Origin of the sequence: Nocardioides sp. YIM 152315 (assembly GCF_029210375.1) — a bacterium.
In the GTDB taxonomy this organism is placed as follows: domain Bacteria; phylum Actinomycetota; class Actinomycetes; order Propionibacteriales; family Nocardioidaceae; genus Nocardioides.
On record NZ_JARGER010000008.1, the window covers coordinates 63,322 to 78,087 of the forward strand.

The 14,766-nt window shown below is 65.3% G+C and carries 10 protein-coding genes; all 10 read left to right on the forward strand.

What is annotated here, in order from left to right; all coding sequences use genetic code 11:
* Nucleotides 1-141 precede the first annotated feature (141 nt).
* The 10 genes from PZ894_RS01455 to PZ894_RS01500 all read left to right on the forward strand — a co-directional run bounded on the left by PZ894_RS01455 (nt 142) and on the right by PZ894_RS01500 (nt 14,754).
* Nucleotides 142-654 (forward strand): MarR family transcriptional regulator, encoded by a 513-nt coding sequence (locus PZ894_RS01455; RefSeq protein ID WP_275741730.1) that lies wholly within the window; start codon nt 142-144, stop codon nt 652-654.
* A gap of 75 nt (nt 655-729) precedes the next feature.
* Entirely contained in the window at nt 730-3,864 is a 3,135-nt protein-coding gene (gene icmF / locus PZ894_RS01460; RefSeq protein WP_275741732.1) for a fused isobutyryl-CoA mutase/GTPase IcmF, read from the forward strand.
* A 111-nt stretch (nt 3,865-3,975) separates the two neighbouring features.
* Nucleotides 3,976-4,734 carry an SDR family oxidoreductase gene (locus PZ894_RS01465; RefSeq protein ID WP_275741734.1) on the forward strand — a complete coding sequence of 253 codons (759 nt, stop codon included), beginning with the start codon at nt 3,976-3,978 and terminating at the stop codon, nt 4,732-4,734.
* Nucleotides 4,735-4,760: 26 nt separating this feature from the next.
* Entirely contained in the window at nt 4,761-5,504 is a 744-nt protein-coding gene (locus tag PZ894_RS01470) for a helical backbone metal receptor (RefSeq protein ID WP_275741737.1), read from the forward strand.
* 308 nt (nt 5,505-5,812) lie between these two features.
* Nucleotides 5,813-6,847, forward strand: a complete 1,035-nt coding sequence (locus PZ894_RS01475) for an ABC transporter permease (RefSeq protein ID WP_275741739.1) — start codon at nt 5,813-5,815, stop codon at nt 6,845-6,847.
* Between the two features lie 181 nt (nt 6,848-7,028).
* On the forward strand, nt 7,029-7,949 hold the full coding sequence (locus PZ894_RS01480) for a sugar ABC transporter substrate-binding protein (RefSeq protein WP_275741741.1): 921 nt from the start codon (nt 7,029-7,031) through the stop codon (nt 7,947-7,949).
* Nucleotides 7,950-7,957: 8 nt separating this feature from the next.
* Entirely contained in the window at nt 7,958-10,153 is a 2,196-nt protein-coding gene (locus PZ894_RS01485; protein WP_275741743.1) for an SMP-30/gluconolactonase/LRE family protein, read from the forward strand.
* Entirely contained in the window at nt 10,150-11,241 is a 1,092-nt protein-coding gene (locus PZ894_RS01490) for a hypothetical protein (RefSeq protein ID WP_275741745.1), read from the forward strand. The genes PZ894_RS01485 and PZ894_RS01490 overlap by 4 nt, the downstream gene beginning before the upstream one ends.
* Nucleotides 11,234-12,763, forward strand: a complete 1,530-nt coding sequence (locus PZ894_RS01495) for a sugar ABC transporter ATP-binding protein (protein WP_275741746.1) — start codon at nt 11,234-11,236, stop codon at nt 12,761-12,763. Before PZ894_RS01490 ends, PZ894_RS01495 begins: the two co-directional genes overlap by 8 nt.
* Complete coding sequence (locus PZ894_RS01500; protein ID WP_275741748.1) at nt 12,763-14,754, forward strand: FAD-dependent oxidoreductase; 1,992 nt, start codon at nt 12,763-12,765, stop codon at nt 14,752-14,754. The genes PZ894_RS01495 and PZ894_RS01500 overlap by 1 nt, the downstream gene beginning before the upstream one ends.
* Nucleotides 14,755-14,766 lie beyond the last annotated feature (12 nt).

Sequence of the window (14,766 nt, forward strand, 5' to 3'; positions counted from 1 at the left end):
CGCTTGTAGGTCGCGTTGGCCAACGATTCGCGTCGTCGTCTGATGGAGTCTCGTCGCTCGGGCATCGGTGTCCTCCTAATTCATCATGAGAATTATGCATGATAGATGCTTGGACGTCCAGAGATGTCGAGGAGGAGTCGCATGAGTTCCAACCCCGCGGGCGACGACGAAATCCGCGATCCCATCCGCGAGGCTCATCGACTCTGGGAGGCGCATGGCTGGCTCGAAGCGGCCAACGGCATGGCAATGGTCACCTCGATTGTTCGTGTTCATCAGCTCCTCCTGGAGCGGGTCGATGCGGTGCTCAAGCCGTACGACCTCACCTTCGCCCGCTATGAGGTTCTGCGGCTGCTGGCGTTCGCATCCAATGGGCGTGTGTCCATGACACGCATGGGATCGCTCCTGCAAGTCCATCCCACGAGCGTCACTAGCGCAGTCGCCCGCTTGGAGCGTCAAGAACTTGTCGAGCGTCTTCGGCGCACCACCGATCGGCGAGTCGTCCTCGCATCGATCACCGACCACGGCAGGGAAGTAGTCGAGGCTGCCACCGTTCGGCTCAATGAAGAAGTCTTCGAACAGCCGGGCCTCGCCCCAGCGGAAGTGTTGACTGCCACTCGTCTCATGACCGACCTGCGGGCGGCCGCCGGCGACTGATTCTTGATTCGAAGATAGTTGGATGTCCTAGTATCTGCGTTGCTAGGACGTCCAACTATCTCGATCGAGGGATCCATGTCCGCTCTGCACTCGCCCGTCCACCCGGTCCGACTGGTCACCGCTTCGAGCTTGTTCGACGGGCACGATGCGTCGATCAACATCATGCGGCGGATCTTCCAGTCGCAGGGGTGCGAGGTGATCCACCTGGGGCACAACCGGTCGGTCCAGGAGGTCGTGGACGCTGCGATCGAGGAGGATGTCCAGGGTGTGGCGGTGTCGTCGTACCAGGGCGGTCACGTGGAGTACTTCGAGTACCTGGTGGACCTGCTGCGACAGCAGGGTGCGGGTCACGTGAAGGTCGTCGGTGGTGGAGGCGGCGTCATCGTCGCCGACGAGATCGAGCGATTGCGCGCCGCCGGGGTCACGATCTTCTCGCCGGAGGACGGGCAGCGCATGGGGCTGCCCGGCATGGTGAACTCGGTCGTGAAGGCCTGCGACTTTGACCCCTGGGGAGCGGGTCCGGTGACGGCGGAGAGCGTGCTCAGCGGCGACCGGGCAGCGGTCGCCCGTGCGCTCACCGGCGCGCAGCAGGGCGTGCTGCCCGCGGGGATGCTCGAGCGTCTGCGCTCGGCCGCGCAGGGTTCGGGGACCCCGGTGGTGGGCATCACCGGCACGGGTGGCTCGGGCAAGTCCTCGCTCACCGATGAGCTCGTGCGCCGGTTCCGCAACGACCAGCAGGACAAGCTGCGGATCGCGGTGATCGCGGTCGACCCGACGCGGCGCAAGGGCGGTGGGGCGCTGCTGGGCGACCGGATCCGGATGAACTCGCTCGACGGGGACCGGGTCTTCTTCCGCTCGCTGGCCACGCGCGGCGCGCACGAGGTGCCCGAGCACCTCGACGACGCGATCGCGGTGGTCAAGGCCGCGGGCTACGACCTGGTGGTCGTCGAGACCCCCGGCATCGGCCAAGGCGACGCCGGGATCCTGCCGTACGTCGACCTCGCGGCGTACGTGATGACGCCTGAGTTCGGTGCGGCCTCCCAGCTGGAGAAGATCGACATGCTCGACTTCGCCAACGTCGTGGCGATCAACAAGTTCGAGCGCCGGGGGGCCATGGACGCGCTGCGTGACGTCGGCCGCCAGCTGGTCCGAAACCGGGAGGCGTTCGGAAGCCAGCCCTCCGACATGCCCGTGTTCGGCACCTCGGCGGCGACCTTCAACGACGACGGCGTGACCGCGCTCTACCAGGAGTTGAAGGGCCTGCTCAGCGGGCTCGGCATGCTGTTCGACGAAGGCGTGCTCCCGGGAGTGGACGCGCGGCACTCGACGCGCATCCAGCAGGTGCTCCCGCCAGAGCGGACCCGCTACCTCGCCGAGGTCAGCGACACCGTGCGCGACTTCCACGCGCGCACCGACGAGCTCGCCGCAGCCGCGCGCCGCGTGCAGCAGGTCGAGTCGGTGGCTACCGAACTGCCCGGCAACCAGGGAGTCGCACAGCTGCTGGAGACCGCGCGCGCGGACCTTCCCGGCGACATCGCCGCGGAGGTGGCCGGGTGGCCCGCCGTCGTGGCGGAGTACGCCGCAGCGCCGGGCCGTGAGTCGCTCTCGGGGAACGTGATCCCGAAGGTCGCGCTCCCGGCGTACGTGGACCACGGTGAGCTGGTGCGGTTCTGGCGGCGCGAGAACCTTCCCGGACACTTCCCCTTCACCGCTGGTGTCTTCCCGTTCAAGCGGGAGGGCGAGGACCCCGCCCGGATGTTCGCCGGCGAGGGCGACCCGGCCCGGACCAACCGACGGTTCAAGCTGCTGTCCGAGGGTCAGCCCGCGACGCGGCTCTCCACCGCGTTCGACTCGGTCACCCTGTACGGCCGTGACCCGGGGGAGCGTCCCGACATCTACGGCAAGATCGGCACCTCGGGCGTGAGCGTGGCGACGCTGGCGGACATGAAACAGCTCTACGACGGCTTCGACCTGCTCGCACCGACCACCTCGGTGTCGATGACCATCAACGGCCCCGCGCCCACGGTCCTGGCGTTCTTCCTCAACACCGTCATCGACCAGGCTCGCGAGCAGGGCATCGAGCCCGCGGCCGCCCTGCAGGCAGTGCGCGGCACCGTGCAGGCCGACATCCTCAAGGAGGACCAGGGCCAGAACACCTGCCTGTTCTCGACCGAGTTCTCGCTGCGCTGCATGGCCGACATCCAGGAGTGGTTCATCGAGAAGGGGGTGCGCAACTTCTACTCAGTGTCCATCTCCGGCTACCACATCGCCGAGGCCGGCGCGAACCCCATCAGCCAGCTCGCCTTCACCCTCGCCAACGGATTCACCTACGTCGAGTCCTACCTCGCCCGCGGGATGGACATCGACGACTTCGCGCCCAACCTGTCCTTCTTCTTCTCCAACGGCATGGACCCCGAGTACTCCGTGATCGGCCGGGTGGCCCGCCGGATCTGGGCGGTCGCCATGAAGGAGAAGTACGGAGCGAACGAGCGCTCACAGAAGCTGAAGTACCACGTGCAGACCTCCGGCCGCTCCCTGCACGCGCAGGAGATGGACTTCAACGACATCCGCACCACCCTGCAGGCCCTCATCGCGATCTACGACAACGCCAACAGCCTGCACACCAACGCCTACGACGAGGCCGTCACCACCCCGAGCGCGGAATCAGTTCGCCGCGCGCTCGCCATCCAGCTGATCATCAACCGCGAGTGGGGCCTGGCGATGAACGAGAACCCCCTCCAGGGCTCGTTCATCATCGACCAGCTCACCGACCTCGTCGAGGAAGCCGTCCTCGTCGAGTTCGACCGCATCAGCGAGCGCGGCGGCGTGCTCGGCGCGATGGAGACCGGCTACCAGCGCGGCCGGATCCAGGACGAGTCGATGCTCTACGAGCACCGCAAGCACGACGGCACCCTGCCCATCATCGGCGTCAACACCTTCCGCAAGCCCGACGATGACGATGTCACCCCCGGCCACGTCGAGCTCGCCCGCGCCACCGAAGCCGAGAAGCAGTCCCAGCTGCAGCGGCTCCGCGCCTTCCAGGACGAGCACCAAGATGAGGCCGAAGCCGCGATCGCGCGCCTGAAGCAGGCGGCCGCATCCGGAGAGAACGTGTTCGCGGTCCTCATGGACGCAGCACGCGTCTGCTCCCTCGGCCAGGTGACCGAAGCCTTCTTCGAGGTCGGGGGCCAGTACCGCCGCAACGTGTGACTCAGGGCGGGTGCCCGGCACATCACGAACATCAAGCCCAGATGGGATTCAGCCACGGACGGTCGAAGGCCCGACCGTTTCGAGTGAGCCAGAAAGTTAGAGGAGTTGTCGGTGAATATCAACAGCACTGCGTCAATCGTGACGGGAGCTGCGTCCGGGCTGGGGGCCGCCACTGCGACAGCCCTGGCAGCGGGCGGTGCTCACGTCTTCGGCTTGGACCTGCCCCGGGCGATCGAGCGCGCCGAGACGGTGCCAGGTGTCGAATACCTCGCTGTAGACGTTACTGACCCAGATCAGATCGAGCAGGCCGTAGCGCACGCGATGGAAGGATCTGCCCCGCTTCGATCAGTCGTGAACTGCGCAGGTATCGGGCCCTCGACGCGGATCGTCGGTCGGGCAGGCATGCACAATCTGGCCGACTACGCACGGGTCGTGCAGATCAACCTCATCGGATCCTTCAACGTCCTGGCGATCGCGGCGCGCGCCATGACTGGACTGCCCGCCACCGAGACAGGGGAGCGCGGTGTCATCATCAACACGGCATCGGTCGCGGCGTACGAGGGCCAGGTCGGCCAAGCCGCCTATGCCTCCTCCAAAGGTGGGATTGTGGGCCTCACCCTCCCCGCGGCACGGGACCTGGCGCAATACGGCATCCGGGTCAACACCATCGCTCCAGGCATCCTGGAGACGCCGATGCTGGCTTCGGTATCCGACGAGTTCCGGGCCGGTCTGGCCGCAGGGATCCCCTTCCCGCAACGCCTGGGCAGGCCAAGTGAGTATGCGGACCTGGCGCTCTTCATCATCGACCACGAGTACATCAACGGCGAAGTGATCCGGCTCGACGCCGGCCTGCGCATGGCATCGCGGTAGCGGAGCGAAGCCGCGCGACGCCCGTGATGCCTGCGACCGATGATCTCGGCACACCTGTCGCCGTCGACGGCGTGGCTCGCCGCGTCGTCTCACTGGTTCCGTCTCTGACTGAGACGCTCGCTGAGGCCAGACCGAGCGCGGTGATCGGCGCGACCGACTGGTGCACTCGTCCCAGAGGTCTCGACGTTGCTCGCGTTCGAGGGACGAAGAACCCCGATCTCTCCAAGATCGCCCTCCTCGCCCCAGATCTGGTGATAGCCAATCAGGAGGAGAACCGCGAGCTCGATGTGCGCCGATTGCGCGCCGCTGGTGTCCCCGTTTGGGTCACGCGCATCGAAACGGTGCCGGGGGCGATTCAGTCGATCGAGCGACTGTTCGACGAGGCACTCCGCTGGCCACGTCCTGGGTGGCTGCGGACCGCTCGCGAGCAATGGTGTGGCCCACTCACCTCAGCGACGAAGCGGGTTGCCGTCGCAATTTGGCGGGACCCGTGGATGTTTGTCGGCCCTCGAACATTTACCGGCGATCTCATCCGCAGGCTTGGCTACGAGAACGTCCTCAATGAACATGAAGATCGCTACCCGACAATGACGGTTGCCGAGATCGAGGCCCTGGCTCCCGGCCTCGTGCTGCTCCCTGACGAGCCGTACGAGTTCTCCGAACGCGACGGCCCAGAGGCCTTTGGCATCCCAACCCAGCTGGTGAGCGGCAGGCTCATCACGTGGTACGGGCCGTCGCTGCTCGAGGCCAGGCAGCTTGCCCTGAAGTAGCTCGCCCCTGGGGCGGCGAGAGTTGGCAGGCTGGTGTTAGCCAGGCTCGGGCGCTCGCCGCTCGTTGTTGGTCGGGGCAACCCCGATCCCGCGGTTCGGCTTTCCCCCTACTTGAGAGCGTTTCACCGCTGTGAACGCGGCTCACATTCAACAGTTCTGGAGTCAACCGCGTCGTCGGAAGTGCGCTCTGGGACTCCCGAGAGCCATGTGACCCCAGCCCCGTCTGGCTATTGACATGAGGAATTGCGCGTGGAATAAACCTCATGATGAATCACCTGAGACGGTGATCACAGGCGAAGCGAGGACGAATGGCTCAGATCGAGACGGCGTCGAGAGCACGAACAGCCGACGGCTTGAGCCTGCGGGACAGGCTCGCCCAGATCGACCAGGGGATCCTCATCGCCCTCGTCACTCTCGTCATGGTCGCGATCGGAGCGGTCCTCGTCGACGGATTCCTGACTGGCGACAACCTGATGACCATTCTGCGGGCATCATCCGCGCTCGGGATCCTCGCCGTAGGTTCGGCGATCGTCATCATGGCCAAGGGCGTCGACCTGTCAGTCGTCGTCGTGACTGCACTGACAGCTCAAGGAGCTGTGCATCTGTGGACCAGGAACGATTTTAGCGAGCTCCAGGCCCTGGTGGTGATGGGCATGGTCGCCATCACCATCGGGGTCATCAACGGCTGGATGGTGGCCTACGTCGGCATCCCGGCGCTCTTCACCACACTCGGGATGTGGCTTCTTGTCGATGGAGCGGCCCGGGTCTGGCTCCTGGACAACCAGGTGTACATCCTCCCCGCGGACTCCAACGTCGTGACCGACTTAGGTCGCGGCGAGCTGTTCGGGATCCCATTCCCGATCGTAGCCGCGACCGTCGCATTCCTCGCGGGCTGGCTGTTCTTGGAATATACGAGCCAGGGACGTCTGATCCGCGCTTACGGCGACAACCCTGAGGCCGCTCGCCTGGCGGGCATCCCGACGAGGCCTCTCGTCGTGCTCACCTTCGTCATCTGCGCTGGCTCCGCCGCTGTCGCCGGCGTTCTCCTTCTCGGAATCAACGGCAGCTACAGCACCGCGTACGGCGGCGGCAAGGACCTGCTGTTCAACGCGATCACGGCTGCGGTCATCGGCGGCGTCTCGCTCACCGGCGGCAAAGGCTCCATCTTCGGTGTCCTCTGGGGAACGCTCTTCATCGGCACCTTCGTGAACCTGATGACCCTGCTGAACCTGAGCGTCGAAGTGAGCTCTCTCCTGAAGGCTGCGGTGCTCGTCGTTGCACTCGCCTTCGACTCCTGGCTTCACCCTCGGGACGAAGAAACCGCCAAGTCCGACGACCTCTGATCGACGTCGATTCATGCGAGCCGAGTTCGTTTGACGCCCTAACCGAAGGAAAGACATGAAACTACGACGAATCGCGCCCGTCGTTCTCCTGTGCGTGCTCGCGGCCGGCTGTACGAGCGGAGCAACAGAAGGCTCAAGCTCCGAGGGCCAGGAAGGTGCCGGCGGCACCGGGGTCGAGGCAGTGACGACTCCCGAGAAGGCACGCGAGCAGGTAGTCAGCTCTCTGAAGGGCAAGAAGATCGCCTACGTCCCGATCGGACAGCAGTTCGACATCACCTCGCTCTGGCGGAGCCGTCTCGAGCGCGCATTCGAGCCGATGGGTGTCGAGTTCAGCGCCCCGGACGCTGCCTTCGACACACAGCGGATGACGCAGATCCTCGACTCCCTGATCAACGACAAGGTCGACATGATCATCCTGCAGAACCCCGATGTCGGTGTTCTCTCCGAACAGATCGCGCGTGCCCAGCAAGAGGGCATCTACGTCATCGCCGTGAACGAGCTCGGCAACCAGTCGCCCGACGCCTACGTCGGGGCCGACCACGTGACGATGGCCGCCGACCTCGCAGATCGCATGGTCAGCGACTGTCAGGCCGCCGGCAAGAACAAGATCGCCATCATCGATGGCAACGGTACGGACGGCACCTCGATCGCAACCAATGAGGGCTGGGACCCGGTCTTCGAGGAGGCGGGCATGGACGTCGTATCCACCCAGCACAGCCGCTACGACCCCGCTGTTGCCAACACGATCGCTTCGACCGTGCTGCAGAAGAACCCCGACCTGTGTGGTTTCGCCGTCAACTGGGACGTCACCGCGGTCGGTGTGGGCGAGGCCATCGACGCCGCCGGCTTGAAGGGCAAGGTCGGTGTCTACAACATCGACGCCTCAGGCACCTGGTGCGACGCACTGGACAAGGGGATCGTCACAGCCGGCGCCGCGTATGACGCGGCCGGAATCGGGACGGCAGCCGCCATGTTCGCCCAGCAGCTCTTCCTCCTCGGCAACGCCCCCGGCACCAGCCACACCGTCTCGTTCGTTCCCTACACCATCGTCGACGAGTCGAACGTCGGTACGACGTCGACGGCATGCTACGGAAAGAGCTGAAGTAGCTGATGGCCCAGTCGAAGACTGCCGGACTGGGCAAGTGGGGGCGTCCGGTCGATGCCTTTGGCCTCACCGGTCGCCCCACGCTTGCCCGGTTCTCACCGATGCGAACGGTCAGCGACGTGCTGTCGAAACAGTGGATGGAAGGCGCGGTTCCCGTCTTCCTAGCTGTGGTGATCAGCCTCGGGTTCGCGCTGAGCACCCCGGAGATCCTGCAATCAGGAGACCGGGACCTGATCCTGCGTAACTTCGCAGAACTCGGGTTCCTCGCCGTCGCGCTCACGATCGTCCTCGTTGGAGGAGGCATCGATCTCTCAGTCGGATCGATCGTCGGCATGTCTTCGATCTCTAGCCTGGTCATGTTCCGGGCCTACGACTGGCCGGTGCCCGTCATCCTCGTCGTCGTCGTCATTCTCGGCGCCGCCTTCGGCGCGATCAACGGGTTCCTCATCGCCGTGGTGAAGACGCGGCCATTCATCACGACCCTGGTAACAGCCGTAGCGCTGCGAGCGGTCGTCACGGTTGTCCAGACGCACAACGCCCCGGATCTCGTCATGCCCCGAACCGACTCGATCTGGACCTTCCTCGGCAACGGAACCGTGGCTGGGATGCACACTTCCGTCGCGATCTTCATCCCGGTCGTGATCATCGCGCACATCGGAATGAGCCGCGTGCGCTGGGGGTGGTGGACCGTCGCCGTCGGAAGCGACCGCCGATCGGCACGACGCAACGGAGTCCCCACCACCCGCGTCACCTTTGCCACCTACGTCGCCAGCGGAGTGCTCTGCTCCATCGCGGGCGTTCTGCTGGCAGCACGACAGGGGAGCACCTCGGCGCTTACCGGCGACGGGTTCGAAATCGCTGCGCTGACCGCTGTCGTCCTCGGTGGAGTCAGCCTGACCGGCGGCCGCGGATCAGTCGCCCGCGCGGCCGTCGGAGTGATGGTGGTCGCGATCATCCAGCAGGCGCTCATCCGACGCGGTGCCGAGAGCGCCTGGAGCACCTTCATCCTCGCCGCCGCACTTCTCTCCTTCTCCGTGCTCGACCTGAAGTGGGGCAAGTACCGCACGCGCATCGCCGACAAGCTCGAGGTCGATCCACTCAGGCTCGAACCGGGGCCGTTGCTCGACGTCACCGACGAGAACTCCATCTGGCGAGTCAACAACCATCTGACGACCGCCGAACCCATCGGTCTCGGACGCATCGAAGGCGCCGAGGACTGCGCAGTCGACCACGATGGCAATCTCTACTGCGGCGACCGTCGAGGGTGGATCTGGCGCTTCGACGCCGGCGACACGACTCGCGGCCAGATCTTCGCTCGCACCGGCGGCAGCCCCCTCGGGCACGCATGGGACCTCAACGGCGACCTCCTGGTCTGCGTTGGAGGCATCGGTCTGTGCCGGATCACACCGGACGGAACATCAACGCCCATCGCCGTCCAGACGCGGCGAAGCCGCAACAAGATCTTCGACGACTCGGCGATCCGATTCGCCGATGACCTCGACGTCGGTCCCGACGGCGCCATCTACTTCAGCGACGCCTCGTCGCGAATCGACTCGGCGTCTTACCACGTGGAGATGGCGGAGTTTCGCCCGAACGGTCGGGTCTTCCGCTACGACCCGTCTAACGGCTCCGTCGAACAGATCGTCAAGAACCACCTCATGGCCAACGGCATCACGACCGCCCACGATGGTCAGTCGATCCTGATCGCCAGCTCCGGGCTCTTCCGGGTGGACCGGCTGTGGATCTCCGGCCCGAAGCAAGGCCAGCTCGAACCGGTCTTGGAGAACCTGCCCGGTCTCCCCGACAACATCAACCGAGCCTCCGACGGCAACTACTGGATGAGCTTCGTCGGCATGCGCACTCCCATTTCTGACCTCTTCCTCCGCCACCGCAACCTACGGCTCCGGATGACCAAGGAGCTCCCCGTCGACGACTGGATCGTCCCGCAGTGGAACGTGTCGTGCGTGGTCAAGTTCACCGACGACGGAATGATCCTCAGCTCTTACTGGGACGGCACCTTGGAACGCCACCCGATGGTGACATCGATGAAGGAGTTCGACGGTCATCTCTACATCGCCGGACTCCAGAACAACCGGATCGGACGATACAAGTTGCCTGAGCACGAAATCGGAACCCTGGACCCCATGCTCACGCCCGGCCGGCTTGCCGACCGGGGCCACGCCGTCGGGTCGCAGGCATGAGCAGGCTAGTCCGGTCCCTCGTCGAGTTCATCCGGCCGGGCACGTTGCACAGCCCGTCCATCCCGCCACTTGAGGCCGGTCTCCGACCGAACACAAGGTTGGAGACGGCTGCCGTCCTCGCTCGCTCGGAGCGACATTGCCTCGACGACATCGTTCTGGCTGAGGGTCGCCTGTTTGTCTCTGCCGGCACCACCGTACTGGAGGTGCAGGACGACGATACGCAGTACGCCATCGCGGAGCTCTCCGGAGACGTGACCGCTCTAGCGGCCGCGAATGGCAGGATCATGGCAGCGGTTGATGGCGTCGGACTAGTCGCGATCAACCCGTCTGGCGGCTTCGAGACTTGGTGCTCGGATCCGCTCGTCCGCCGTGGGGTGACGGCCATCGCGCTCGCAACCGACGACGCACCCGTGCTCACGATCGGCTCGACGTCAGCTGGCGCTGACGGCTGGACTCGATCCCTGGTCAGCGACGATCGATCAGGACTGCTCCTCCGGGTTGACCCATCAACAGGGAAGGTCGAGACCCTCGACACGGGTCTGGCCTGGCCCTCCGGAGTGACGGTCGCCGGCGAGGAGTTCTTGATCTCGCTGAGCCACGACCACCGTATCGAGCGCGGGACGCTCGCCCAACCTCGCCGGCGGTCCGTCCTTCGCGCAAACCTCCCGGGCTACCCGGGCCGGATCGTTGCGCTAGACGACGGGGGATGGTGGGTTGCCGTGCCCTACCTGCGAAACCGAGCCACGGAGCTCATCCTCACCGAGACAGAAGCGTTGGCGGACATGGTGCGCAGCGTCCCCGAAGAGCTCTGGCTGACGCCAACACACGGCGTCACCAATGTCTACCGCGAACCTCTCCAAGTCGGGCAACTACGAGTGATGGGCATTGTCAAGCCGTGGGCCCCGCCGCGCTCGTACGGTCTCGCTTTTCGCCTCGATGCCGATGGCCTCATCGTCGAGAGCGTGCACTCGCGCCCAGACGGCGACGTCCACGGAGTGACCGGAATTGCACTACCGGGACGAAGCACGCTGGTCCTGGTGGCCCGCGGGTCCGGGAAGATCGTGACGCTAGAGGAGCACCATGACTGACCCAACGCAGGGCGCCACGCACGATCGAGCAACGGTCCCTCCGCTGCTCCAACTAGCTGGCGTCTCCAAGTCCTACGGAGGCTCGCTCGCTCTCGACGGTGTCGACTTCGAGCTACGTGCCGGAGAAGTCCATGCCCTTTTAGGAGAAAATGGAGCGGGAAAGTCGACATTGGCGAAGATCATCTCCGCGGCGACAGCCCCCGACTCCGGGAGCGTCCTTGTCCGGGGTGAGCAGGTCGACTTCGACAAGCCCGCCTCCGCGAGCGCCGCCGGCGTTGCAATGGTCTACCAGGAGACATCCCTGGTCGACGCGATGACTGTCGCTCAGAACCTGTTCCTCGGGGACGCCAAGTTCTTCAATCGTCTCCAGCAGCTCAACGTAGATGCCCGCTACCTGCTCGAGTCTCACAACTTTCACATCGATCCGTCCGTTCTGGTGCGCGGCCTCGGTGCCGCCCAGAAGCAGATGGTCGAGATCGCGAGAGCGGTCAACAAGTCCGCGACGATCATCATCTTCGACGAGCCCACAGCCTCGATCACGCCGGAGGAGAAGCAACAGCTCTTCCTGACGATGGAGCACCTGAAGGCCAAGGGTGTCGGGATGATTTTCATTACTCACAACCTCGAGGAAGCGCTGTCCCACGCGGATCGCATCACCGTGATGCGTGACGGCGTCGTCCAACTCACCGAGGACGCGGCAAAGATGGATCGCGACGGCATCGTCCGACAGATGGTCGGCCGCGCCGTGGAGTACGCACCGAAGGTCACTTTGCGGACGACAGCGAGCGAACCCACCCTCGAGATCGACAACCTCACCGTGGCTGGCGTCGTGCAGAACATGTCGTTCTCCGCCTATCCCGGCGAGGTGGTGGCGATCGCAGGCTTGGTCGGCGCAGGACGCACCGAGACGGCGATGGTTGCCTACGGCGCCTTGAAGCGGCGCAGGATCGGCGGAGGGACCGTCCGCCTCAACGGCAAAGCAGTGAGGTTCCGAACCCCGCGGCCGGCAATCCGATCCGGTTTGGCCTACGTCTCCGAAGATCGCAAGGCCTACGGAATCTTCAGCGACCAGACCATCGACGACAACATCTACATCGGCTACCTAGGCTCGCGCAGGCGGCTTCCTCTGATCTCAACCCGACGGCGTCGACGGTCAGTCGCCGAAGGGCTCGTAAAGCGGTTTGCCGTGCGGACGCTCGATCCGACCAAGGCCCGGCTGGTCGAGCTCTCCGGAGGCAATCAACAGAAGGTCGTGCTCGCCAAGAGTCTGACCCGCAAGCCGAGCGCCGTGATCTTCGACGAGCCGACACGCGGCGTCGACGTCGGAGCCATCCAGGAGATCCACTCGTTCATCCGGGAGTACGCAACCCAAGGCGTCGCCGTTGTCGTCATCTCCTCCTACCTTCCCGAAGTGCTCGCGCTCGGCGACAGGATCCTCGTAGCGAGAAACGGACGCGTCGTCGCGGAGTTCGCCGGAGACGAGGCCACCGAAGAATCGATCATGTTCGCGGCGGTCCACTGATGGCACTCGCCCAGCCGCAACGGTTGCTGTTCGAGCCAATCAAGATCGGCACCATGGAGCTGCGGAACCGCATCATGATGCCGCCCCACTCGGCAGCGATCGGGAACCTCTTCGGCACCGACGATGAGGCCACCGCCAACATCGCCTACCTCACCGAGCGAGCTCGTGCCGGCGTTGCGTGGGTCGGCAGCGTCTCTGCGTTGATGCGCAACCTCGTGCCACCCGGATTCGAGCCCACCGGCGTAGGAGCGACGCTTCACGGCTACGTCAGGGCCACGACGACCGCACCACGAATCTCGGAGCTGGCGCGAGCAGTTCACGCACAAGGAGCAGCCCTCACGGTTCAGCTGGTCAACCAGGGCGGGATGCCGCATGGGCCGTCAGCCACGCTCAGCGGTCCGATCATCAACCAGGTGCCTCATGCGCTGCGAGCCGACGAGATCGACTGGTTCGTTCGCGAATACGCCGAGTCCGCAGCAATCCTCGGTGGCGCGGGCGCTGACGGCGTCGAACTGCACATCAACCACGACGACCTGCACGAGTGGTTTCTCTCCCCACTGACCAACCAGCGCACCGACGCATACGGCGGCTCACCGGAACGCCGCGCCGCCTTCACACTCCGCGTCTTGCAGGCCATCCGCGAGCAGATGGGTCCCGACTTCACCGTCGGTGTCCGAATGAATCTCCGTCAGGAGGAGCCTGGTGGCTACGGTGCGGACCAGGGCATCAAGATCGCCACCCTGCTCGAGCAATCCGGAACAATCGACTACATCCATGGCGTGGTCGGCACGCCCTGGGGAAACCCCAGCTACATCCAGCCCGCCTACTTCGCGCCGGCCCACTGGGCGCCGCTCGCGGGCGCACTGCGGCAGCGCATCTCGCTACCCGTCGTCTATTCGGGTCGCGTGACGTCCCCCAGCGTCGCTGAGCAGGTGCTTCGCGACGGTCATGCTGATGTGGTCGGCGTCGCGCGGGCTCATATCGCCGACGCGGAGTTCGCCCGCAAAGCGAAAGAAGGCCGATCCGACGAGATCCGCCCGTGCGTTGGCGGCAATGAGTGCATCAGTCGCAAGCACGTCGAGGGCCTGCCCTTCGGCTGCGCCGTCAACCCCAGCGTCCTCACGCCGCAACCGATCCGGGTCCGCCGGCCAGCTCATCTCGTGGTGATCGGAGGCGGGCCGGCCGGAATGGAGTCTGCTGCCCTCGCAGCCGAGAGCGGAATGAGCGTCACCCTCTTCGAAGCGGCCGACCAACTCGGGGGACAGCTCAACATCTTCTCCAAGGCTCCTGGGCAATCAGACTTCGAACAATACGTCCGATGGCAGAAGGCCAGGCTGGACCGCGATGGTGTCGACGTGCGAACGGGCACGCGCATCGGCTCGAGCCACATCGCCGAGATCGCCGCCGACCATGTCGTCGTGGCCACCGGATCGAACCCGCGTCGCCCCGCGTTCGCAAATCGCCCGGGCCTCGCGCACGTGATTGATGCGCGTTCGGTCTTCAGCGACTTCGCGACCGAACCATCACGGGTCCTGGTGGTGGCCCAAGACGACCACCTGCCGCCGCTCACGACCGCAGACTTTCTCGCCAGTCGCGGACACCAGGTCACGCTTGCCTACGCAACGTCGGCCCCCGCGACCCTGGTGGGGCGCTACGTCCTGGGCGCGGCGCTCGCCCGCCTGGACAACCTCCGAGTCGAGTTGCTGACCTCCCACGAGATCGTCCGAGTCGGCCGGCACGACGTCACCGCTCGACACAGCTTCTCGGGCCGAGAACTAGAACTGGGACGATTCGACTGGATCGTGCTCGCCTGCGGGTCGACCGCCGACCCAGGGCCATTCGACGCGCTCGCTGGCGCCGGGGTGAAGGCACACCTGATCGGCGACGCATTCGCGCCACGACGCCTTGTCTTTGCCACGCGTCAGGCCCACGCGCTGATTCGGCAGCTCGCTGAACAAACCGATGGACCTCCGGCCTGGGCGCTCAGCTGAGACGCGAAACCC